21 protein-coding genes are annotated in these 21,548 nt (G+C 57.1%); 2 read left to right on the top strand and 19 right to left on the bottom strand.

Annotation, left to right across the window (positions count from 1 at the left end):
• Positions 1 to 161 precede the first annotated feature (161 nt).
• From argT to pdxB, 11 genes are all read right to left on the bottom strand, one after another.
• Positions 162 to 944, bottom strand: coding sequence for a lysine/arginine/ornithine ABC transporter substrate-binding protein ArgT (gene argT / locus ACOTXC_RS07315; protein ID WP_015572255.1), 783 nt, complete (start codon positions 942 to 944; stop codon positions 162 to 164).
• 290 nt (positions 945 to 1,234) lie between these two features.
• The gene (locus ACOTXC_RS07320; RefSeq protein ID WP_015572254.1) at positions 1,235 to 1,804 is read right to left on the bottom strand and encodes a UbiX family flavin prenyltransferase; all 570 of its coding nucleotides are present in this window, start codon (positions 1,802 to 1,804) and stop codon (positions 1,235 to 1,237) included.
• An 89-nt stretch (positions 1,805 to 1,893) separates the two neighbouring features.
• Positions 1,894 to 3,411 carry an amidophosphoribosyltransferase gene (purF, locus tag ACOTXC_RS07325; RefSeq protein ID WP_008502595.1) on the bottom strand — a complete coding sequence of 506 codons (1,518 nt, stop codon included), beginning with the start codon at positions 3,409 to 3,411 and terminating at the stop codon, positions 1,894 to 1,896.
• A 33-nt stretch (positions 3,412 to 3,444) separates the two neighbouring features.
• On the bottom strand, positions 3,445 to 3,933 hold the full coding sequence (gene cvpA / locus ACOTXC_RS07330; protein WP_000262116.1) for a colicin V production protein: 489 nt from the start codon (positions 3,931 to 3,933) through the stop codon (positions 3,445 to 3,447).
• Positions 3,934 to 4,186: 253 nt separating this feature from the next.
• Positions 4,187 to 4,873, bottom strand: a complete 687-nt coding sequence (gene dedD / locus ACOTXC_RS07335) for a cell division protein DedD (protein ID WP_063150327.1) — start codon at positions 4,871 to 4,873, stop codon at positions 4,187 to 4,189.
• Positions 4,863 to 6,131, bottom strand: a complete 1,269-nt coding sequence (folC, locus tag ACOTXC_RS07340; RefSeq protein ID WP_421767530.1) for a bifunctional tetrahydrofolate synthase/dihydrofolate synthase — start codon at positions 6,129 to 6,131, stop codon at positions 4,863 to 4,865. Before folC ends, dedD begins: the two co-directional genes overlap by 11 nt.
• Positions 6,132 to 6,201: 70 nt before the next feature.
• Positions 6,202 to 7,107, bottom strand: coding sequence for an acetyl-CoA carboxylase, carboxyltransferase subunit beta (gene accD / locus ACOTXC_RS07345; protein WP_022648854.1), 906 nt, complete (start codon positions 7,105 to 7,107; stop codon positions 6,202 to 6,204).
• Positions 7,108 to 7,261: 154 nt separating this feature from the next.
• Entirely contained in the window at positions 7,262 to 7,921 is a 660-nt protein-coding gene (locus tag ACOTXC_RS07350) for a DedA family protein (protein ID WP_006811410.1), read from the bottom strand.
• Between the two features lie 28 nt (positions 7,922 to 7,949).
• Positions 7,950 to 8,762: a tRNA pseudouridine(38-40) synthase TruA gene (truA, locus tag ACOTXC_RS07355; protein ID WP_001286071.1), complete on the bottom strand. Its 813-nt coding sequence runs from the start codon at positions 8,760 to 8,762 to the stop codon at positions 7,950 to 7,952.
• Entirely contained in the window at positions 8,762 to 9,775 is a 1,014-nt protein-coding gene (locus tag ACOTXC_RS07360) for an aspartate-semialdehyde dehydrogenase (RefSeq protein ID WP_023306649.1), read from the bottom strand. The genes truA and ACOTXC_RS07360 overlap by 1 nt, the downstream gene beginning before the upstream one ends.
• 67 nt (positions 9,776 to 9,842) lie before the next feature.
• The gene (gene pdxB / locus ACOTXC_RS07365) at positions 9,843 to 10,979 is read right to left on the bottom strand and encodes a 4-phosphoerythronate dehydrogenase PdxB (protein ID WP_421767531.1); all 1,137 of its coding nucleotides are present in this window, start codon (positions 10,977 to 10,979) and stop codon (positions 9,843 to 9,845) included.
• Between the two features lie 111 nt (positions 10,980 to 11,090).
• On the opposite strand from pdxB, the gene flk reads away from it, so the two are divergent.
• Positions 11,091 to 12,095 (top strand): flagella biosynthesis regulator Flk, encoded by a 1,005-nt coding sequence (gene flk / locus ACOTXC_RS07370; protein WP_046619052.1) that lies wholly within the window; start codon positions 11,091 to 11,093, stop codon positions 12,093 to 12,095.
• Positions 12,096 to 12,182: 87 nt separating this feature from the next.
• On the opposite strand, the gene ACOTXC_RS07375 is transcribed toward flk, so the two are convergent.
• Positions 12,183 to 13,361, bottom strand: a complete 1,179-nt coding sequence (locus ACOTXC_RS07375; RefSeq protein WP_017692989.1) for an MFS transporter — start codon at positions 13,359 to 13,361, stop codon at positions 12,183 to 12,185.
• A 68-nt stretch (positions 13,362 to 13,429) separates the two neighbouring features.
• A complete protein-coding gene (gene fabB / locus ACOTXC_RS07380; RefSeq protein ID WP_022648859.1) occupies positions 13,430 to 14,647 on the bottom strand; it encodes a beta-ketoacyl-ACP synthase I in 1,218 nt (405 codons plus the stop codon).
• A gap of 158 nt (positions 14,648 to 14,805) precedes the next feature.
• On the opposite strand from fabB, the gene mnmC reads away from it, so the two are divergent.
• Positions 14,806 to 16,803 carry a bifunctional tRNA (5-methylaminomethyl-2-thiouridine)(34)-methyltransferase MnmD/FAD-dependent 5-carboxymethylaminomethyl-2-thiouridine(34) oxidoreductase MnmC gene (gene mnmC / locus ACOTXC_RS07385; RefSeq protein ID WP_023300645.1) on the top strand — a complete coding sequence of 666 codons (1,998 nt, stop codon included), beginning with the start codon at positions 14,806 to 14,808 and terminating at the stop codon, positions 16,801 to 16,803.
• 65 nt (positions 16,804 to 16,868) lie between these two features.
• Here the strand turns inward: mnmC and ACOTXC_RS07390 are convergent, their stop codons facing one another.
• From ACOTXC_RS07390 to prmB, 6 genes are read right to left on the bottom strand one after another with little or no spacing between them, the layout of a single operon-like run.
• Positions 16,869 to 17,144: a YfcL family protein gene (locus tag ACOTXC_RS07390; RefSeq protein WP_022648861.1), complete on the bottom strand. Its 276-nt coding sequence runs from the start codon at positions 17,142 to 17,144 to the stop codon at positions 16,869 to 16,871.
• A 13-nt stretch (positions 17,145 to 17,157) separates the two neighbouring features.
• Positions 17,158 to 17,703, bottom strand: a complete 546-nt coding sequence (locus ACOTXC_RS07395) for an elongation factor P hydroxylase (RefSeq protein WP_022648862.1) — start codon at positions 17,701 to 17,703, stop codon at positions 17,158 to 17,160.
• Positions 17,703 to 18,512, bottom strand: coding sequence for a sulfite exporter TauE/SafE family protein (locus ACOTXC_RS07400; RefSeq protein ID WP_022648863.1), 810 nt, complete (start codon positions 18,510 to 18,512; stop codon positions 17,703 to 17,705). The genes ACOTXC_RS07395 and ACOTXC_RS07400 overlap by 1 nt, the downstream gene beginning before the upstream one ends.
• Complete coding sequence (gene mepA, locus ACOTXC_RS07405) at positions 18,512 to 19,336, bottom strand: penicillin-insensitive murein endopeptidase (protein ID WP_003861385.1); 825 nt, start codon at positions 19,334 to 19,336, stop codon at positions 18,512 to 18,514. The genes ACOTXC_RS07400 and mepA overlap by 1 nt, the downstream gene beginning before the upstream one ends.
• A gap of 2 nt (positions 19,337 to 19,338) precedes the next feature.
• Positions 19,339 to 20,424 carry a chorismate synthase gene (aroC, locus tag ACOTXC_RS07410; RefSeq protein WP_022648864.1) on the bottom strand — a complete coding sequence of 362 codons (1,086 nt, stop codon included), beginning with the start codon at positions 20,422 to 20,424 and terminating at the stop codon, positions 19,339 to 19,341.
• A 60-nt stretch (positions 20,425 to 20,484) separates the two neighbouring features.
• Complete coding sequence (gene prmB, locus ACOTXC_RS07415) at positions 20,485 to 21,417, bottom strand: 50S ribosomal protein L3 N(5)-glutamine methyltransferase (protein ID WP_022648865.1); 933 nt, start codon at positions 21,415 to 21,417, stop codon at positions 20,485 to 20,487.
• Between the last annotated feature and the right edge of the window lie 131 nt (positions 21,418 to 21,548).

Genomic DNA, 21,548 nt, shown 5'->3' on the forward strand with positions numbered 1-21,548 from the left:
ATTAATCCCCTCACTCAGGCAAAGATTAATGCCTCTGAACGGGAATTTTTGCATTTAAAATGCTTAACTATGCACACGGCGGTCCAATATGGTGCATTGCTTGCACCATACTGGAACACTTCCCCTAAAGATGCACCACATCAGTGCATCTCATTCAGGTATTAATCACCGTAGACGTTGAAATCAAAGTATTTCTTCGCCAGTTTGTCGTAGGTACCGTCTTTACGAAGCTCATTAAACGCTTTGTCGAAGGCGGCTTTCAGCTCGGTATCATCCTTACGCAGGCCAATACCGGTGCCGTCGCCAAAGTATTTTTTGTCTTTCACCGACGGGCCGGCAAAGGCGTACTCTTTACCCGCAGGCTGTTTCAGGAAGCCTTCGCTCGCGGCGACTTCATCCTGAAACGCGGCATCCAGACGGCCTGCCGCCAGGTCAGAGTAGATCAGATCCTGGTTCTGGTAAGCGACCACATCGACGCCTTTCTCGCGCCAGTTAGCATTGGCGTAACCTTCCTGGGTCGAGCCCTGAAGCACGCCAACATGTTTGCCTTTCAGCGAGTCGATGGTCGGCTGGATTGGCGAGCCTTTCGCGGCAATCAAACGTGAGTCGGCAGCGTAGAGCTTCTCTGAGAAGGCGATCTCCTGCTGACGTTTTTCCGTGATGGAGAGAGAAGAGATAATGGCATCAATTTTCTTGGCTTTCAGCGACGGGATCAGCGCGTCAAAGTCACTGCCCACCCATGTGCATTTCACTTCCATGCGTTTGCACATCTCATTTCCCAGATCGATATCAAACCCCACGAAGTCGCCTTTCGCATCCTTGGAGGAGAATGGCGCGTAGGTTGCGTCTGTACCGATACGAACTGTCTGTGGTAGCGCTGCATAGCTACTTGCTGCTGCACTCAAGCCCACGAGCAAAGACAGAGCCAGAACCGTCTTCTTCATACATTTACCCTCAAGAACCGTGATTTTATTATGGTTTATGTTGTGTGTTGTGTTGCAGGCTGCTCTTGCAGGTCTTATGCCACATTGTCGTCGGGTTAAAACTACGACGTTAAATATGTTAATAAAACGTTGCGATACTGCCTTAATGGTGAAAGATAGCAGGTCTGCCGAACGAACCGGAAAGAGAAAAAGGGAAAAAGCGAATTAAATGTCGAGGATATGATCGCGGTTGCAGTTTTGCCCTGAAACAGGGCAAACAGTCATTTCATGCACCTTGTTTGTGCACAGCTTCACGCCCCCTGCCAGCGGGTAAAGAGATCTTCCGGCAGGTCTATATCGAACTGATCCAGCACGCGGTTAACGGTCTGGTTGATGACATCGTCCAGCGTTTGCGGACGATGATAGAACGCGGGGACCGGCGGCATTATCACAGCTCCCAGTTCGGCTGCCTGCGTCATTAAACGCAGATGTCCCAGGTGCAGCGGCGTTTCCCGCACGCAGAGCACCAGAGGACGACGCTCTTTCAGCACCACGTCCGCCGCACGCGTCACCAGCGTGTCGGTATAGCTGTTTACGATACCGGAGAGGGTTTTAATCGAACAGGGCAAAATAACCATGCCGGCCGTTTTAAACGAGCCCGAAGAGATGCTGGCGGCGATATCGCGGGCATCGTGGACAACATCAGCCAGCGCCTGAACGTCGCGCAGAGAGAGATCGGTTTCAAGAGAGAGGGTCTGACGCGCCGCCTGGCTCATCACCAGATGGGTTTCTACGCCAGCAACGTCACGCAGCACCTGTAACAGCCGGACGCCATAAATCGCGCCGCTGGCACCGCTGATCCCTACAATGAGTCGTTTCATGATTTTTGCCCTTGCTGATTTCAGGGCTGACTGTGCAGGATTTTACGGGGAGTTGCAAGTGAGGGCGAGCCCCCTCACTTGCCGGAGCATCAACCTTCGTTGTGCATCTCTAAGCTTTCGAGATCGTTTTGCAGCTGGACGGCTTTCGCATCGTCGTTACGCAGAGAATCAAGGTAGTCGAGATACTGCTGGTCTACGTCTTTTGTCACGTAGATCCCATTGAATACCGAGCATTCGAACTGCTGAATATCCGGGTTCTCGGCGCGCACCGCATCGATCAGATCGTTCAGATCCTGGAAAATCAGGCCGTCGGCCCCGATGATCTGGCGAATCTCATCCACTTCACGGCCATGCGCAATCAGCTCATTAGCGGTTGGCATATCAATGCCATACACGTTCGGGAAGCGAATTTCCGGCGCTGCGGAGGCGAGATATACTTTCTTCGCCCCGGCCTCACGCGCCATCTCGATGATCTGCTCAGACGTCGTGCCGCGCACAATGGAGTCGTCCACCAGCAGCACGTTCTTGTCGCGGAACTCGGCACGGTTAGCGTTCAGCTTACGACGTACGGACTTACGACGCAGCTGCTGGCCCGGCATGATAAAGGTGCGGCCAACGTAGCGGTTTTTCACGAAGCCCTGACGGTACGGCTTGTCCAGAATACGGGCAATTTCCAGCGCGATATCACAGGAGGTTTCAGGGATTGGGATCACGACGTCGATGTCGAGATCGTCCCACTCGCGGGCAATCTTCTCGCCCAGCTTCGTCCCCATGTTGACGCGCGCGCTGTAAACGGAAATTTTGTCGATGAACGAGTCCGGACGCGCGAAGTAAACGTATTCGAACAGGCACGGGTTGCTCACCGGATTGTCGGCGCACTGGCGGGTAAACAGCTGGCCCTTCTCGGTGATGTAGACCGCTTCGCCTGGCGCGACATCACGCAGGAATTCGAAGCCCAGCGTGTCCAGCGCCACGCTTTCGGAGGCAACCATGTACTCGGAACGGCCATCGCCGAGGTCACGTTTGCCGAGCACCAGCGGGCGAATGCCATTTGGATCGCGGAAGGCCACCATGCCGTGACCGATAATCATCGCCACGCAAGCGTACGCGCCACGGATCTGGCGATTAGTCGCGGCAACGGCGGCAAAAATGTTGTCTGCTTCCAGCGGATAATGGCGGAAGTTATCCAGCTCGCTGGCAAAGATATTGAGCAGGATTTCAGAATCAGAGGTGGTATTAATGTGGCGACGTTTCTCTTCAAACAGCTTTTTACGCAGCTCGTGGGCATTGGTCAGATTGCCATTGTGGGCAAGCGTGATGCCATACGGGGAGTTAACGTAAAAAGGCTGAGCCTCAGAGGCGCTGGAACTGCCAGCAGTAGGATAACGAACGTGACCGATCCCCATATTACCTTGCAGACGCTGCATATGGCGGGCTTCAAACACATCGTTTACCAGGCCGTTCGCCTTGCGTAAACGGAAGCAGTTGTTTGCATCAATGGTGATGATACCCGCAGCATCCTGCCCACGGTGCTGAAGCACCGTTAACGCGTCATAAATCGACTGGTTTACCGGCATGAAACCGGCGATACCGACAATACCGCACATTCGTCTTTTCCTCGTTAAGCCACATCTCAGGGTTTATGCCCTGGGCAAGAAACTCGACGAGCTTTGCAGATAGTCAAAGAACCATCTGATGATGAAGCTGAACTCCGGAATGAGCTGCGATTTTTGCCAGTCTTCACTTTTGGAGAACCCGGTAAAGGTATCCAGAAAGAACAGGATCGCGGCCACAATCAGCACGCCTCGCAACGCGCCGAAACAGATGCCGAGCACCCTGTCCGTTCCTGACAGACCGGTTTTCTCGACCAGCTGACCTATCACGTAATTGACGATAGCGCCGACAATCAGCGTCGCGATAAACAGTACCGCGATGGCGATTCCGTTTCGGACCAGTTCATCTTCAAAGCCCGTGAACCAGACAGACAGGTAAGTGTAGTAATGACTGGCAACAAAGAAAGCACAACCCCAGGTTACCAGCGATAACGCTTCACGAACAAAGCCACGGATCAGGCTAACCAGACAGGAAAAACCAATCACCGCAATGATGGCGTAATCAATCCAGACCATATGTGTCCCACGATTAAACGCCCTGTCATCCAGTTCGGGGCGAATTCTAACAGAAAAAGAAAACGTTTGCGTAGGGATTTCCTTCCCACGCGTAAATAAAAAAGGCGCTGAAAAAATGCTCAACGCCCCTCCGCCTGACGTCTCTGTGGACGTCTGCTTTCTCCCCCTCACCCTAACCCTCTCCCCAAAGGGGAGAGGGAATTATTTGCACCCTCTCCCCTTTGGGGAGAGGGCCGGGGTGAGGGGAGCCTTATCAGTTTGCGCTGAAGTTCATCACCACACCGCTCAGGCCGGAGATTTGCTTCAGCTCGCCAAGCGAACCTTTGAGCTTATCTTTAGACGCATCCGGCCCCACGAGGATACGGGTAATTTTACCCTGTACCGGCGTGGTGGGTGAAGTATAAACACGGTATCCCGCGCCGCGCAGTTTACTCACAATCTCATTGACCTTATCTGCATTTTTCAATGCACCGAGCTGAACGACATAGGCTTTGCCGGTAGGGGCCGCGTCCTGTTTCGCCGGCGGTGGCGTTTCTGAAGCGGCTGCCAGTTGCTCGGCCGCTTTATCCCGCTGCGGTTTCGGCTGCGGCTTCTCCACCGGTTTCGGCTTCTCAACAGGCTTAGGCTGTTCTACCGGCACCGGATCAATCTCGATGTTATTGTTCGTCGCCAGACGCGACGGGTCAAGAGACGGCGCGGCTGCATCACCTGCGCGCACCTCTTCCGCTGCGCCTTCAGGCGGCTGGGCTGGCAGCGCCTGCGTTGCCGCTGGCAGCATATCGGGCTCGTCGCGATCGCCCGGTTTGGGTACCAGCGGAATGGCCGCAAATTCATCCTGGTAATGCTTTTTTTGCCCGTCGAGCAATCCCGGGAGAATAATCACCCCGAGCGCGACCAGCACAATGGTTCCTGTTAAACGGTTCTGAAACTTACTCGCCACCGGTTCTCCCCGCGTCCATCACTTCCATGACATGTGCCACCGTGTGGAATGACCCACACACCAGCACGGTATCTTCTGGTTTAGCCTCCGCCATCGCGGCACGCCAGGCCGAAACCACACTGCTGTAGATTTCGCCTTTGCCGAGATGTTCCATCAACTGCTCAGCAGTCGCGCCGCGCGGCCCTTCCAGAGGAGCACAATACCAGCTATCGACCACACTCTCCATGCAGGCCAGCGTGCCGCCGATATCTTTATCATGAAGCATACCGATAACCGCCAGCACGCGCCCGGTTTTTGGTAACGATTTGAGACGTCCTGCGAGGTACGCCGCCGCATGCGGGTTATGTGCAACATCCAGAATCAGACGCGGTGACTCACTCACAATCTGAAAACGTCCCGGCAGCAGTGCGTTCTGAATGCCATCGCGGATTGCCTGCTCGCTCACCGCTAACCCGCTGGCGCGCAGGGCTGCCAGCGCAGTCGCCGCGTTAGGCTGTGGCACCTGCGGCAGCGGCAGATTCTCCAGCACGCCCTGCGCATCGCTGAAGCGCCAGCCGTTGTCCTGCACCTCATACTGCCAGTCCACGCCGCGACGCAGCAGACGAGCGCCCTTCTCTTTAGCTACCTCAGCGATGGTATGTGGCATGTCCGGTTCGCCAACCAGGGCAGGCTTATTGGCCCGGAAAATACCGGCCTTCTCACGGCCAATGCTTTCGCGGTCGGGCCCCAGCCAGTCGGTGTGATCCAGCGCGATGCTGGTGACGACGGCGACATCCGCATCTACCATATTTGTGGCATCCAGACGTCCACCCAGACCCACTTCCAGGATCACCACGTCCAGCTGCGCCTGCTTAAACAGCCACAGCGCCGACAGGGTGCCGTATTCGAAATAGGTTAATGAGGTATCGCCGCGCGCGGCTTCGATAGCGGCAAACGACGCCGTATGGGCCGATTCGGCCAGCTCGGTGTTTTGCACCCGCACCCGCTCGGTGTAGCGCACCAGATGCGGCGAGCTGTAAACGCCTACCTTATAACCGGCTGCCATCAGGACAGATTCCAGCGTGCGGCAGGTGGTGCCTTTACCGTTAGTGCCAGCCACGGTAAACACGAAAGGCGCAGGTTTCAGCACGTCAAGGCGCGCGGCAACCTGGCTTACGCGCTCAAGGCCCATGTCGATAGTTTTACTGTGCAGGTTTTCCAGATAAGAAAGCCACGCGGCCAGGGGCGACGTGGCTTGAGGAATGCTTTTATTTTCCATGATGCCCGGTTGTCATTAACGGTTTAGAAAGCAAAAGGGCAGCGCCATTTGGCCCTGCCCTTTTCAGTTATCAGGCCTCGGGTTCCTGATCCGGTACCACCACGCCTTCGCGCGGCTCGTCCGGGCTCGGCGACGGCAAATTCATCAGCTTCGCCAGGACGCTTGCCAGTTTGAGGCGCATCTCCGGGCGGCGGACGATCATGTCGATAGCACCCTTCTCAATGAGGAACTCACTGCGCTGGAAGCCCGGCGGCAGTTTCTCACGTACGGTCTGCTCGATAACGCGAGGACCGGCAAAGCCGATCAGCGCTTTTGGCTCAGCGATGTTCAGGTCGCCCAGCATCGCGAAGCTTGCAGAAACGCCGCCCATGGTTGGGTCGGTCAGTACCGAGATGTACGGCAGACCGCGCTCCTGCATTTTCGCCAGCGCGGCAGAGGTTTTCGCCATCTGCATCAGGGACATCAGCGCTTCCTGCATTCGTGCGCCACCGGAGGCAGAGAAGCAGATCAGCGGGCAGTTGTCTTCCAGCGCCTGCTCAACGGCACGCACGAAACGCGCACCAACCACAGAGCCCATTGAGCCGCCCATAAAGGCGAACTCAAACGCGGCGGCAACCACCGGCATCTCATGCAGGGTGCCTTTCATGACGATCAGCGCGTCTTTCTCGCCGGTCTCTTTCTGTGCAGAGGCCAGACGATCTTTGTATTTTTTGGAGTCGCGGAACTTAAGCACATCTTTTGGCTCCAGTTCGCTGCCCAGTTCTACCAGAGAACCTTCGTCCAGCAGGCTATGCAGGCGGTTGCGCGCCGACATACGCATATGGTGGTCACACTTCGGACACACCTCAAGATTGCGTTCCAGCTCTGCGCGATACAGAACCTGGCCGCAGCTATCACACTTCGTCCATACCCCTTCAGGAATGCTCGCTTTACGCGTTGGGGTAATGTTGCTTTTAATTCGTTCAATCCAGCTCATTGATAACCTTTCTGCCTGAACCTGGTCGTATGCCAGTTTTGCTGTAAGAGGCGAATAATGCCATTTTTGCCTCCAACAGACCATGAATGTTGCACATTAAAACATAACAGCCCGAAACTTTGGATAAAAAAGTGGTCGAACCGCCAGCGTGCATTTACTTCGCTTGTTTTGCCGCCGCGCGTTTGTGACGAATAATTTCGATCACACCCGGCAGAACGGAAAGCACAATAATCGCTACAATCAGTAACTTAAGGTTTTCCTGAACCACCGGCAGATCGCCAAACAGGTAGCCCGCATAGGTAAACAGCAGTACCCACAGCAGCGCGCCCACCACGTTGTACATGGCAAAATGACGATAGGACATGTGACCCATTCCCGCCACAAACGGTGCAAATGTGCGCACAATAGGCACAAAACGGGCAAGGATAATGGTTTTACCGCCATGGCGCTCATAGAACGCATGGGTCTTATCTAAATAACTGCGGCGGAAAATCTTCGAGTCCGGATTACTGAACAACCGCTCGCCAAACACCCGCCCGATAGTGTAGTTGACCGCATCACCAATAATCGCGGCGATGATCATCAGGACGACCATCAGATGGACATTCAGGTCATTCGTTGGCAGCGCGGATAACGCGCCCGCCACGAACAGCAGTGAATCTCCCGGCAGGAACGGCGTAACCACAAGGCCGGTTTCACAGAACAGAATGAGGAACAGAATGGCGTATACCCAGACGCCGTACTGCGCGACCAGCTCCGCCAGGTGAACATCAATGTGCAGGATGAAATCAATCAGAAAACGTATTACGTCCATATTGTCTAAGCCCTAATTGCGCCTTTGTTTAGTCCGCTAAAAACAGCGGGCCCATTGGCGGTTTTGGCAGGTCGAACCGGTCCGGATAATCCACCGAAACCAGATACAGACCTTCCGCTTTCGCCGTTGCTGCCGCAAGCGTTCTGTCCTTCGCTGCCAGCAGTTCTGCAATCCAGCTCTCCGGCTGGTGTCCGGCGCCCACTTCCATCAGGCTGCCTACAATATTCCGCACCATATGATGTACAAAGGCATTGGCTTTGATATCCACCACCACATACGCGCCATAACGACTGACGTTAATGTGCATGACGTTACGCCACGGCGTACGGGACTGACACTGCACCGCACGAAACGACGTAAAATCATTCTCTCCAATCAGACACTGCGCCGCACGCTGCATACGTTCTGCATCCAGCGGTTCATAAAAATGCGTCACGCCCTGGCTTAACACCGCCGGACGCAGGCGCTGGTTGTAGATGACATAACGGTAGCGCCGCGCCGTCGCGCTGAAACGCGCGTGAAAATCATCCGGCACAGCTTTCACCCAACGCACGGCAATGTCACCAGGCAAATTCGCATTTACACCCAGCGTCCAGGCCGCGTCTTTGCGCACGGCGGTGGTGTCAAAATGCACCACCTGCCCCGTGCCGTGAACGCCGGCATCGGTGCGGCCCGCACAGAAGACGCTTATCGGTTCATTCGCCACCTGAGAGAGCGCTTTCTCCAGCTTCTCCTGGACGCTGCGCACCTCATTCTGCCGCTGCCAGCCATAGTATTTACTGCCATCGTATTCAATGCCGAGGGCAATTCTGTGGACCGGCTTTTGTTCCACATCTGACATCAGTACAGATACTCCTGCACCAGTTTTTCCGCGATTTTGACCGCCATCAGCGCGCCGCCAAAACGCACGTTGTCGGCAACGGACCAGAACTGCACCTGCTCAGGCATACCGTAATCGTTACGCACGCAGCCCACAGAGAGATGCGCGCTGCCGGTAGCGTCGCCCACCTGCGTCGGGAATTCACTCTCTTCGGACAGGACAAGGTCCTCTCCGCGGCCAAACGCGTCGCGGGCTTCTTCAGCCGCCAGCGGACGCAGGGCTTCAAACCCGACCATCTGCGCGTGGCCGTAAAAGACCGGAGACTGCACGACGTTCGCGGAGATCATCAGACCGTCATCCTGCAGAATTTTGCGTGCTTCATCGACGATACGACGCTCTTCCCGCACCGAACCTTCACGATCCGGTAGCAGCGGCAGCATGTTGAACGCCAGCTGGCGGCCAAAGAAATCATCTTCGTCGATCGGGATACCGTTCAGCAGCTTCGCGCTCTGCCCTGCCAGTGCGTCTACGGCTTTTTTGCCGTTAGCGGAGGCTGACAGCAGGCTGGTCACGGAAATACGCGACAGGCCACCGTCGTCGATCAGCGGCTTCAGCGCGGTCAGCAGCTGGCTGGTGAGGCTGTTCGGTACTGCAATGATATTGCGGTTGCGGTAGTCCGCCAGCACAAACGGGTTGACGTCCGGCACCACCAGCGGCACATCCGGCTCCAGGGAGAACAGGCCGCTCAGGTCGATCACCAGACAGCCTGAATTGGTCGCTTCTTCAATGTAGGATGCCGTGGCTTCCGCACCTGCGGCAAAAAACGCCAGCTGAGCCTGTGTCCAGTCAAACGCGGCGGCATCCTGCACCATCACGGATTTCCCGCCGAAACGCAGATGTTCTCCTGCGCTGTCGGTACGCGCCAGCGCGTAAATGTCGCCCACCGGGAACTGACGCTCAGCAAGGGTTTCAAGCAGGGCTTCGCCCACGGCGCCAGTGGCACCCAAAATGGCAATGTTCCAGCCTTCAGACATGGTGGTTTACTCCAGAAATAAAAAAGCGTCCCTGCCGGAATATCCGACAGGGAGCATTAAGAAGACATTAACGTGCCGGGTGGTGAACGGCGTTAAATCCCAGCTGATGCAACAGCACCGCCGCGGGGGCGTCATCGCACATCACATACAGGGAGGACCACTCGCGGCGCTCAAGGTAATTTTTGCGCAGCTTGTCAAACTCACCCGGAATACCCGCCACTTTACGCAGCAGCGCGTCATCGCGGCGCACATCATACACCAAATGCACCAGTCTTTTCAGCGTTGCCTCATCCAGCGGTCCATGAAGGGTAATGCGACCAAATTCCGGGGCGGGCAGCAGCGTATCCAGCGCGACCTGCTGCGGATGGCCGATAAAGGCGCTGTAAGCCTCAAACACCTGGGTTGTACCACGCGCTTTGCCTTCAAGGGTATAACCCGCGATATGTGCGGTACCCACGTCCACCTTATTCAGCAATGCGACGTTGAGATCCGGCTCTGGCTCCCAGACGTCCAGTACGACGCTAAGATCTTGTCCCTCGTCGAGACATGTCAGCAGCGCCGCGTTATCCACCACCGGTCCCCGGCAGGCATTTATCAGAATAGTGCCAGCCTTCAGACGGCGGATCAGCTTTTCGTCGGCCAGGTGCAGAGTCTTGTACGGCCCTTCTTTAAAGAGCGGCGTATGGAAGGTGATGACGTCGCACTCGTCGACCAGCTCATCCAGCGTGCGGAAATCGCCCTCATCGCCGTTATCCTTACGCGGCGGATCGCACAGCAGAGTGCGGATGCCCCAGGCTTCCAGACGCTTTTGCAGACGTCCGCCCACGTTGCCCACACCCACAATCCCGACGGTGCGGTCTTTCAGCGCAAAACCATCGCGCTCGGCCAGCATCAATAGCGAGGAGAATACATATTCCACGACGGCAATGGCGTTACAGCCTGGTGCCGCAGAAAAACCAATCCCCGCCTGCTTAAGCCACTGGTCATCCACATGATCGGTCCCGGCCGTTGCCGTCCCGACAAATTTAACCCCTTTGCCGGTGAGCAGCGCCTCATTTACTTTGGTCACCGAGCGCACCATCAGGGCGTCTGCATCGTCCAGTTCGCTGACCGGAATCGGGCGACCAGGGACAGCCTTAACCTCACCCAGGCGGCTGAACAGCTCACGGGCGTAAGGCATATTTTCATCAACGAGGATTTTCACGTCTGAGTACCTGTTTGAGAGGAAGTAAACCTGCCAAGTGTGCCATAATCTCGCCGCCGGGCATATATCTCCGCCCGGTTACGCAGAGTTTGACTTTAAGGATTTTTGACGATGCAGCCCATTTCAGGTACGCCTCCGCGCCCTCCGGGTGAAGGCCCCGTAACGCCCAACACGCCAGGCGAACAACCGCTCTCCACGCAGCAACGCACCGTACTGGAGCGTCTTATCACGCGTCTTATTGCGTTGACCTCACAGCAAAACGCAGAGGTATGGGCCGGCGTTAAGCACGATTTGGGCGTAAGAAACGATGCGCCGCTACAGTCGCGCCATTTCCCTGCCGCCGAACAAAACCTGAACCAGCGTCTTACCAGCGCACAGCAGCAACATACTACCCGCCAGATTATCTCGCAGCTGACCGAGCTGTTGGGCCAGGGGAATAATCGTCAGGCAGTGAGTGATTTTATCCGTCAACAGTACGGTCATACCGCCCTGAGCCAGCTTTCGCCGGAACAGCTGAAAACCGTGTTGACCCTGCTGCAAAGCAATCAGCTTTCTATCCCGCAGCCGCAACAGCGCCCGTCTACAGAGCGGCCATTGCAGCCTGCGGAGCATAATACGCTCAAGCAGATGGTCACTAAGCTGGCTGCCGCCACCGGCGAACCGACAAAGCTTATCTGGCAATCCATGCTGGAACTTTCCGGTGTGAAAGCGGGCGAGATGATCCCGGCAAAACAGTTTACCCATCTGGTCACCTGGCTCCAGGCGCGTCAGACGCTCAGCACCCAGAGCGCTCCGACCCTGCACAGCGTACAGGCGGCACTGAAACAACCGCTGGAACCGCACGAGTTCGATATGATCCGGGATTACGCCCAGCAGAGCTGGCAGGCGACACCGCAAACCGTGCTGACCACCGCGCAGGTACAGGATTTACTGAATCAGATCTTCGTTCGCCGCGCCGAGCGGGAAGGCGGTGTGCCGGAGGTAAGAAACATTCAGCCGATCTACAACCCGCTGTTTGCCCCCGTAGTTGATACATTCAAAACGCTTTCTGCCCGTCCGGGATTGATGTTTATCGCGTTGGTGATTGCGCTGGCGATTTTCTGGCTGGTTGCGTGAGGATTTGCCCGGTGGCGCTTCGCTTACCGGGCCTACAACGGCTCGAATAGTAGGCCGGGTAAGGCGAAGCCGCCACCCGGCAAAAAACTACGACCTGCGAAACGCCACCAGCGTCACCACAATCCCCACCACCGCTGACACCGCACCGGCCAGGAAGACGGACGGGTAGCCAAACGAGGTGGCTAACACCCCGGCCAGCGGCCCGGTGATGCCGTAAGAGATATCCTGAAACGCCGCATAGCCGCCCAGCGCCGTGCCGCGCACCTGCGGAGCCACGCGCTTAACCACTTCAACGCCCAGCGCCGGGAAGATCAGTGAGCAGCCGCAGCCGGTTAACGCCGCACCCAGCAGCGCAACGGATGCGGACGGCGCCTGCCAGAGCAGTACGAGACCCACGGTCTCAATGACCAATGACGCCACCGCCACCTTCACGCCGCCAAAGCGATCCGGCATCCAGCCAAACAGCACGCGCATCAATACAAACGCGCCGCCAAAGGCCGTCAGCGTAAAGCCCGCCATCGCCCAGCCGCGGCTCATGAAATAGAGGGAGACAAAGGTACCAATAACCGCGAAGCCTACCCCCTGAAGCGCCAGCCCAAGCCCCGGTTGCCAGATTTGCCCCACCACGCTCCACAGCGAAGGACGCTCGCCTTTATGGGCGGGCACCTTACGCACCGAACCGTTAAACGCCCACGCCAGCAGCGGTAATACCATGGTGGTGCCTGCCAACGCCGCAAAACCAAACTGGCTGTGGATCAGCAGCCCCAGTGGTGCGCCTGCCGCCAGCGCGCCGTAAATCGCCATCCCGTTCCAGGACATCACTTTTCCGGAACGCGCAGGTCCCACCAGCCCCATTCCCCAGGTCAGGGTGCCGGTCAGCAGCTGGCTTTCGCCAAAGCCGAGGATCAGGCGCCCCGCCACCAGCAGCGCGAATTTATACGCTGCATCTATCGGCAACAGCGCCGCCAGCAGCCAGGCTCCCCCCGCCAGCCCGCAGGCAAACATGCCCTGCAACGCCGAGCGTTTTGCGCCGTGCTGATCCGCCAGGCGACCGGCGTAGCCCCGGGTTAAAACCGTCGCTAAAAACTGAATGCCCACCGCAATACCGACCATGGTGTTGCCATAGCCCAGCTCCTGGTGAACGAACAAGGGGATCACCGGCAGCGGCAGACCAACGGTCATGTAGGTCAGAAACACCGCAAAGGCGATGCGGAAAAGGGAAAGGTTCCCGGAAGGAGCGCTCTTCTCAGGGGTAACAGCCTTCATGCATAACTCCGTGTTCAGGCATAAAAAAAGGGAGCCGCGTGGCTCCCTTCTACTATATCTTCAAACGCTTACGCTTTCAGCTTACGCATCACCAGCGTGGCGTTGGTGCCGCCGAAACCGAAGCTGTTGGACATAACGGTCGTCAGCTCACGTTCGGTGGTTTCGGTCACGATGTTCAGGCCTGCCGCCTGCTCGTCCATCTCGTCGATGTTGATGCTTGGCGCGATAAAACCGTTTTCCAGCATCAGCAGAGAGTAGATCGCTTCCTGCACACCCGCCGCACCCAGAGAGTGACCGGTCATGGCTTTGGTTGCAGAGATAGCCGGACTGTTGTCGCCGAACACTTCACGGATCGCACCCAGCTCTTTCACGTCACCTACCGGAGTTGAGGTGCCGTGGGAGTTCAGGTAGTCGATTGGGGTATCAACGCCGTGCATCGCCATCTTCATGCAGCGCACCGCGCCTTCGCCGGATGGAGCAACCATGTCAGCGCCGTCAGACGTTGCGCCGTAGCCCACGATCTCAGCGTAGATGTGCGCGCCACGCGCCAGCGCGTGTTCCAGCTCTTCAACCACAACCATACCGCCGCCGCCAGCGATAACAAAACCGTCGCGGTGTGCATCATAGGTACGGGATGCTTTGTCTGGCGTTTCGTTGTATTTGGTGGACAGTGCGCCCATCGCGTCGAACTCACAGGCCATTTCCCAGCCCAGCTCTTCGCCGCCGCCAGCAAATACGATGTCCTGTTTGCCCAGCTGGATCTGCTCAACCGCATTACCGATACAGTGTGCGGAGGTCGCACATGCAGAGCTGATGGAGTAGTTCACACCGTGGATTTTGAACGGCGTTGCCAGGCACGCGGAAACCGCTGAACCCATGGCTTTGGTCACAACATATGGACCGACCGCTTTCAGGCCGCGCGGGCTGCGCATGGCGTCAGCACCGAACACCTGAGCTTTAGAGGAACCGCCGGAGCCTGCAATCAGGCCCACGCGTGGGTTGTTCTGGTAAGCGTCTTCGCTCAGACCAGAATCCTTGATCGCTTCCTGCATGGAAAGATAGGCGTAGATAGAGGCATCGTTCATGAAACGAACCACTTTACGGTCAATTAAACCGGTGGTATCCAGTTTAACGTTACCCCATACGTGGCTACGCATTCCAGAATCTTTAAACTCTTCAGAGAAAGTGATCCCGGAGCGTCCTTCACGCAGAGATGCCAGGACTTCCTGCTGGTTATTACCGATGCTGGAAACGATGCCCAGGCCAGTAATCACTGCACGTTTCATTCAATACCTCTGTAAGTCGCACTATAAAAAGTTTCGAGTCGCACAATAGCGTACACTTGTACGCCGAACAAGTCCGATCAGCGATTTTCTGTGGAAATTTGCACCGATGGGCTCACATCGCTAAGATCGTGCCACTGCCTGTCGGACGAGTAACTTACGTGAAACAAAACGCCATACAACCTGCCAACCTCGAATTCAACGCTGAGGGTACACCTGTTTCCCGAGATTTTGATGACGTCTACTTTTCTAATGATAACGGACTGGAAGAGACGCGCTATGTCTTCCTCGAAGGAAATCATCTCAGCACCCGCTTCCCTGAGCATCCGCGCAGCCTGTTTGTCGTCGCGGAGAGCGGTTTCGGCACCGGGCTGAATTTTTTGACCCTCTGGCAGGCCTTCGATCAGTTTCGCGCTGCACACCCCGAAGCTACCTTACAAAGATTACATTTCATCAGTTTTGAAAAATTTCCGCTTACCGCGCACGATCTGCGGCTTGCCCATCAGCGCTGGCCGGAGCTTGCCCACTGGGCGGAACAGCTTCAGGCCCAGTGGCCACCAGCTATCGGCGGCTGTCATCGTCTGATTCTGGACGACGGACGCGTCACGCTCGACCTGTGGCTTGGCGACATTAACGACCTGACCGATAAGCTCGATGACTCAATGCATCAGAAAGTGGACGCCTGGTTCCTGGACGGTTTTGCGCCCGCCAAAAACCCTGACATGTGGAGTCCGCACCTGTTCAGCGCAATGGCACGTCTGGCACGCCCGGGCGCGACGCTTGCCACCTTCACCTCGGCGGGCTTTGTCCGCCGTGGGTTGCAGGAGGCGGGGTTTACCATGCGGAAAACCAAAGGCTTTGGCCGCAAACGCGACATGCTGGTGGGGGTGATGGAGCAGGATCTGGCGATCCCGGCACAGGCACCCTGGTTTGCTCGCCGCCCCAGTGCGTCGCGTGAGGTCGCCATTGTGGGCGGAGGTATTGCCAGCGCCCTGCTCTCACTGGCTCTGCTGCACCGTGGCTGGCAGGTGACGCTCTACTGCGCTGACGAGGCACCGGCGATGGGTGCATCAGGCAACCGTCAGGGCGCGCTTTATCCCTTATTAAGTTCACACGATCCCGCACTGTTCCAGTTCTTCCCGGCTGCGTTTACGTTTGCTCGTCGCCTTTACGATAGCCTGCCGGTTGCGTTCGACCACGACTGGTGCGGTGTGACGCAGTTGGGCTGGGATGAGAAGAGCCAACAGAAAATCACCCAAATGCTGTCGCTGGGGCTGCCGGAAACCATCGCCCATGCAGTGACGGCTCAGCAGGTTGCTGAGACCGCTGGCGTCGACACCGGCTGCGGCGGAATTCAGTATCCACTCGGCGGCTGGCTGTGTCCGGCTGAACTGACTTCTGCGGCGATAGCCCTCGGGCAGTCGCGTGGGTTGACAGTGCATTATGCCCACAAGGTTCAATCGCTAAGTCGCACTGCGCACTGGGAACTGCGTTTTGCTGACGGCAAAGCGTCGCAGCATGCCAGCGTTGTACTGGCCAACGGACATCACATCACTCAGTTTACCCAGACAGCGTCATTGCCGGTTTATCCAGTCGGCGGCCAGGTGAGCCATATCCCGACCGCGCCCGAACTGAGCAAACTGCGTCAGGTGCTGTGTTACGACGGCTACGCGACGCCACAAAATCCGTCCAACGGCCATCACTGCATCGGTGCCAGCTATCATCGCGGTGAAACAGATATGCAGTACAGCGAAGCGGATCAGCAGCAAAACCGCCAACGCCTGCTCGACTGTTTCCCGAATGCGTCGTGGGCGAAAGAGGTTGATGTCAGTGAGGGTCAGGCGCGCTGCGGCGTACGCTGCGCGACCCGCGATCACCTGCCGATGGCGGGAAACGTGCCGGACTATGACGCCACGCTTGAAGTCTATCAGGATCTTGCAGACAACAAAGAAACGGCGGTAAGTGCGCCCGTTTATCCGGAACTGTTTATGTTGGGTGGCTTAGGCTCGCGGGGATTATGCTCCGCGCCATTGCTGGCTGAAGTGCTAGCCGCGCAAATGAGCGATGAGCCGGTTCCGCTGGACAGGGTTACGCTCGCGGGACTTAATCCGAACCGACTGTGGGTGCGGAAATTGCTGAAGGGGAAAAGGGTTAAGTAGGGTGCGGTCTGGTGCCCTCACCCTGGCCCTCTCCCCAAAAGGGAGAGGGAAGAGAAGGCGGCAACTTAGCGTTTAGCCTGCTGGAACAAATTGTCCCACATGCCCAGCACTAAAGACTGGTCGCGTGGAGACAGTTCCCCGGCCAGAATGGCTTTTTCAAGGCTGCGAGTAACTTCCGCGTGAACGGCGTCGGCAGAGTGATCGTCCCCTGCTTCCAGCGCGGCTACCGCCAGCGTCAGGTGACCACGCAGATAACCGCTGGCGAACAGCTCATCATCGCTGGCGTGTTCCACCATGTCATCAATTAACGCCAGAATGCGTGATTCAAATTCTGCGATCATCTTCTTTCCTCTGTTATAAATCTTCCGGCCACGGGAAGCATTCCGCCGTGATCTCCGGCGTATGGTAATAATTTTGTAAAGCCTCGATCAGGCGTGCCGGACGTTCCGGGATGCCTTTCTCAAGATATTCCATCACCTGCGCATGCACGCGGCGCTGGAAGACGATACGGTCTGGCTCGAAGTCGCCTTCAAGGTTGTCACAGCTGACGTTGAACGGGAAACCCGCCGCCACGCAGAACAGCCACTCCAGCGCCTGCGGTTTCACCTCCACATCTTCGAACTGCCCCTGGGTGGCGGCGTCGCGCCCGTCCGGGCAGTACCAGTAACCAAAGTCCACCAGCTCGCGACGCGCTTTCCCCGCGATGCACCAGTGCGAAATCTCGTGCAAACCGCTGGCGTAAAAGCCGTGGGCAAAGACGATGCGGTTGTATGGAACCTGGTCATCAGCAGGAAGATAGATCGGTTCGTCGTCGCCTTTAATCAGACGGGTATTAAAATCATCAGCAAAACAGCTGTCGAAGATCTCAATCAGCTGTTCGTATTTATGCGTACTGTTCATTAGTTCATCCCCAACCAGGTGAGGATCTCCTGTCCATGGCTGTCATAAAGAAGTTTGGCGCTCATCACCGCCGAGACGACAACAATCATCGGGCGGATCAGCTTTTGCCCTTTGCTTAATACCAGACGCGAGCCTGCGCGCGCGCCCAAAAACTGCCCCGCCATCATCACAAATCCGGTAGCCCAGATAACCTTGCCGCCAATGATAAACAGCAGCAGACCGCCAACGTTGGAGGTTGCGTTGAGGACTTTGGCGTGGGCGGTGGATTTGGCGAGGTTGAACCCGGCCAGCGTCACGAATGCCAGCGCGTAAAACGAGCCTGCTCCCGGACCAAAGAAGCCGTCGTAAAAACCGACGCAGCCACCGGCAATCAGCGCAAACGGCAGGCCGTGCAGTCGCCGCGCCCGGTCTTCCTCGCCGAGCTTTGGCATCAGTAAGAAATAGAGGCCAATACAGATAACCAGAATCGGCAGGATCTGGCGCAGAATGTCGGACTGTACGTGCTGGACCAGCAGCGCGCCCGCCGTCGAGCCAATAAACGTCATCAGGATATTGAGCTTCTGATCGGCGAGATTCACCACTTTGCGCCGAACAAAGTAGAGCGATGAGGAGAGCGAACCGCCGCATGCCTGGAGTTTGTTGGTGGCAAGCGCCTGGGCAGGGCTCATGCCTGCCGCCAGCAGCGCCGGAACGGTGAGCAACCCGCCACCGCCCGCCAGGGCATCGATAAATCCGGCTAACATCGCAACAAAAAAGAGCACCGCCAGCAGCAGCGGTGACACCATAAACAGATCGACGAAATTATCCATTAAAGTACATGCTCATCCAGTAGCGCCTGGCAGGAAGGCGGCAACGGAGGCGGTGTCTTCTTCTCAGGCTTAGAGGTTCCAGGCTTGGCCGGTTCAAACCAGCTTTGCAGTTCGTAACCACAACCATCGCCAGGCGGTGGCAGCGGCTGATCTTCACATTCCAGGCTGTTCGCCGGGCAGCGCAGGCGAACATGCATATGCGCCCGGTGCTGGAACCATGGGCGCACTTTACGCAGCCAGTCGCGATCCGTTCCCGCATCCAGGCAAAGCTGCTGCTTTATGGCCGGGTTAACAAAGATCCGTGTGACGTCGTTATCCTCTGCCGCCAGCTTAATCATGCTGGAAATTTCCGGCGACCAGCGCGAGGCCACGACCCGTTTACCGTCGGCCGAGACCAGATCCAGCGCCTGCGGTTTCAGCAGCTGCGCTGAGCTCCAGCGCGTTTTCGGCAGTTGCAGGAAGATGTCCACATCCAGTCCGGTCTGGTGGCTGGCGTGACCGCCGTTGAAGCGACCACCTGCAGGCATCCCCATATCGCCAATCAGCATCGTCCCCAGCCCCAGGTTATGCACCTGGTTGCCAAGACGCTGAATAAACAGCACCAGGTCAGGATGGCCGAAGTAACGGCGCTGGTCGGTGCGCATCACCTGATAGGTGTCCGACTGCAGCGGAAGTTCCTGCGCGCCGACGATACACCCGTTGGAGAAAGCGCCAATGGACTGCGCGCTTCCCGCTACCGGGTGGGTGATTTTCTGCCACGGCGTGGCGGCCAGGCTTGCTCCACTGGCCAGCAGCGCCAGCAGAGCGATTGCGGTTTTTTTCATAGTTACCAGCGTGGAATGGTGGTCGACACATCCGCATTCTGCGCGCGCTGGCGCAGGAAGTGATCCATCAGCACGATCGCCAGCATCGCTTCTGCGATCGGTACCGCGCGGATCCCCACGCATGGATCGTGCCGCCCTTTGGTGATCATCTCTACTTCATCGCCTGAGCGGTTAATCGTGTGGCCCGGCACGGTAATGCTGGACGTTGGCTTCAGCGCGATATTGGCAATAATTTGCTGCCCGCTGCTGATGCCGCCCAGAATGCCGCCCGCATGGTTGCTCTGGAAACCCGCCTTCGTGATTTCGTCGCGGTTCTGGCTGCCGCGAAGCTTAACCACGTCAAAACCGTCGCCGATTTCAACGCCTTTCACCGCGTTGATGCTCATCAGCGCGTGGGCGATGTCAGCGTCGAGGCGGTCAAATACCGGCTCGCCCCAGCCAGCCGGCACACCGTCGGCCACCACGGTGACTTTCGCACCAATGGAGTCGCCCTCTTTTTTCAGGCCACGCATCAGCTCGTCCAGCGCGTCCAGCTTGTCGGCATCGGCGCAGAAGAACGGGTTAAGTTCTACCTGATCCCAGTCTTTGATTGCCAGCGGAATGTCGCCCATCTGGGTCAGACAGCCGCGGATAACGATGCCGAATTTCTGCTGGAGATATTTTTTGGCAATCGCACCTGCCGCCACGCGCATCGCGGTTTCACGCGCGGAAGAACGTCCACCGCCGCGATAGTCGCGAAAGCCATATTTTTGTTCGTAGGTATAGTCGGCGTGGCCCGGACGGAAGACGTCTTTAATCGCGCCGTAGTCCTGGGAGCGCTGATCGGTGTTTTCAATCAGCAGACCAATGCTGGTCCCGGTGGTACGGCCTTCAAAAACGCCGGAGAGAATTTTGACCTGGTCCGGCTCGCGACGCTGCGTGGTGTAGCGAGAGGTACCCGGACGACGACGGTCAAGGTCATGCTGTAAATCGGCTTCGGTCAGTTCGATGCCTGGCGGGACGCCATCAACGATACAACCCAGTGCCAGACCGTGCGACTCGCCAAAGGTGGTCACACGGAATACCTGTCCAATACTGTTTCCTGCCATCACGGCTCCGATGTTGTTGTTTGTGTTTGAGCGTTGTGAAACGGGCCGAAGCCCGCTGGATTAATCTTTGTAAATGCTGAAGTATTCGCGTGCATCAAGCAGTTGCGTTTTGGTCAGCATAAAGACGCCGTCACCGCCGTTGTCGAACTCAAGCCAGGTGAACGGCACATCCGGGTACTGCTCTATCAGATGTACCATGCTGTTACCCACTTCACAAATCAGAACGCCATCGTCGGTCAGATAATCCGGCGCGCAGGCCAGGATGCGGCGGGTCAGCTTCAGCCCGTCAGAGCCTGACGCCAGGCCCAGCTCCGGCTCGTGACGGTACTCGTTCGGCAGATCGGACATGTCTTCGGCATCCACGTACGGTGGATTGGTGACGATCAGGTCGTATTGCAGCGTCGGCAGGTCGCGGAACAGGTCAGAGCGGATAGGCGTGACGTGATGGATCAGGCCGTGCTCTTCAATGTTATGTTCGGTGACGGCCAGCGCGTCGGTGGAGATATCGACGGCGTCCACTTCCGCTTCCGGGAAGGCGTACGCGCAGGCAATCGCGATGCAGCCGCTGCCGGTGCACATATCAAGTATGTGCTGCGGCTGATGGTTAATCAGGCCGTCAAAGTGGTTGTTGATCAGCTCGCCAATCGGCGAACGTGGCACCAGCACACGCTCATCAACATAGAACTCATGGCCGCAGAACCAGGCTTTGTTGGTCAGGTAAGCCACCGGAATACGCTCGTTCACGCGACGGATCACGCGCTCAACGATGCGGTGTTTTTCACTGGAGGTCAGGCGCGCGGTGCGCATGTCTTCCGGAATATCCAGCGGCAGGTAGAGTGACGGCAGCACCAGCTGGACGGCCTCATCCCACGGGTTATCGGTGCCGTGTCCGTACCAGATATTGGCGGCGCTGAAGCGGCTAACCGACCAGCGCAACATGTCCTGTATGGTATGCAGCTCGTTTACTGCTTCATCGACAAAAATTTTATCCACTCTTTCCTCCAGGGCATGCTCGCATAATTTTCGGCGGCTAGTTTGCCATGAAGACGGCGATAAATCAGCAATGACGCGTGTCGCTTGAGGTTAAAAAATGCGTTTAGTCGGGTACACTATCGGAAATACGA

Origin of the sequence: Enterobacter cloacae complex sp. IR5428, from assembly GCF_049238585.1 — a bacterium.
Classification (GTDB): domain Bacteria; phylum Pseudomonadota; class Gammaproteobacteria; order Enterobacterales; family Enterobacteriaceae; genus Enterobacter; species Enterobacter intestinihominis.

Bases quoted from the DNA above. Each gene is read 5' to 3' on its own strand.
- argT (WP_015572255.1), bottom strand. From the start codon at position 944: ATGAAGAAGACGGTTCTGGCTCTGTCTTTGCTCGTGGGCTTGAGTGCA.
- ACOTXC_RS07320 (WP_015572254.1), bottom strand. From the start codon at position 1,804: ATGAAACGACTCATTGTAGGGATCAGCGGTGCCAGCGGCGCGATTTAT.
- purF (WP_008502595.1), bottom strand. From the start codon at position 3,411: ATGTGCGGTATTGTCGGTATCGCCGGTTTCATGCCGGTAAACCAGTCG.
- cvpA (WP_000262116.1), bottom strand. From the start codon at position 3,933: ATGGTCTGGATTGATTACGCCATCATTGCGGTGATTGGTTTTTCCTGT.
- folC (WP_421767530.1), bottom strand. From the start codon at position 6,131: ATGGAAAATAAAAGCATTCCTCAAGCCACGTCGCCCCTGGCCGCGTGG.
- accD (WP_022648854.1), bottom strand. From the start codon at position 7,107: ATGAGCTGGATTGAACGAATTAAAAGCAACATTACCCCAACGCGTAAA.
- ACOTXC_RS07350 (WP_006811410.1), bottom strand. From the start codon at position 7,921: ATGGACGTAATACGTTTTCTGATTGATTTCATCCTGCACATTGATGTT.
- truA (WP_001286071.1), bottom strand. From the start codon at position 8,762: ATGTCAGATGTGGAACAAAAGCCGGTCCACAGAATTGCCCTCGGCATT.
- ACOTXC_RS07360 (WP_023306649.1), bottom strand. From the start codon at position 9,775: ATGTCTGAAGGCTGGAACATTGCCATTTTGGGTGCCACTGGCGCCGTG.
- flk (WP_046619052.1), top strand. From the start codon at position 11,091: ATGCAGCCCATTTCAGGTACGCCTCCGCGCCCTCCGGGTGAAGGCCCC.
- ACOTXC_RS07375 (WP_017692989.1), bottom strand. From the start codon at position 13,361: ATGAAGGCTGTTACCCCTGAGAAGAGCGCTCCTTCCGGGAACCTTTCC.
- fabB (WP_022648859.1), bottom strand. From the start codon at position 14,647: ATGAAACGTGCAGTGATTACTGGCCTGGGCATCGTTTCCAGCATCGGT.
- ACOTXC_RS07390 (WP_022648861.1), bottom strand. From the start codon at position 17,144: ATGATCGCAGAATTTGAATCACGCATTCTGGCGTTAATTGATGACATG.
- ACOTXC_RS07395 (WP_022648862.1), bottom strand. From the start codon at position 17,703: ATGAACAGTACGCATAAATACGAACAGCTGATTGAGATCTTCGACAGC.
- ACOTXC_RS07400 (WP_022648863.1), bottom strand. From the start codon at position 18,512: ATGGATAATTTCGTCGATCTGTTTATGGTGTCACCGCTGCTGCTGGCG.
- mepA (WP_003861385.1), bottom strand. From the start codon at position 19,336: ATGAAAAAAACCGCAATCGCTCTGCTGGCGCTGCTGGCCAGTGGAGCA.
- aroC (WP_022648864.1), bottom strand. From the start codon at position 20,424: ATGGCAGGAAACAGTATTGGACAGGTATTCCGTGTGACCACCTTTGGC.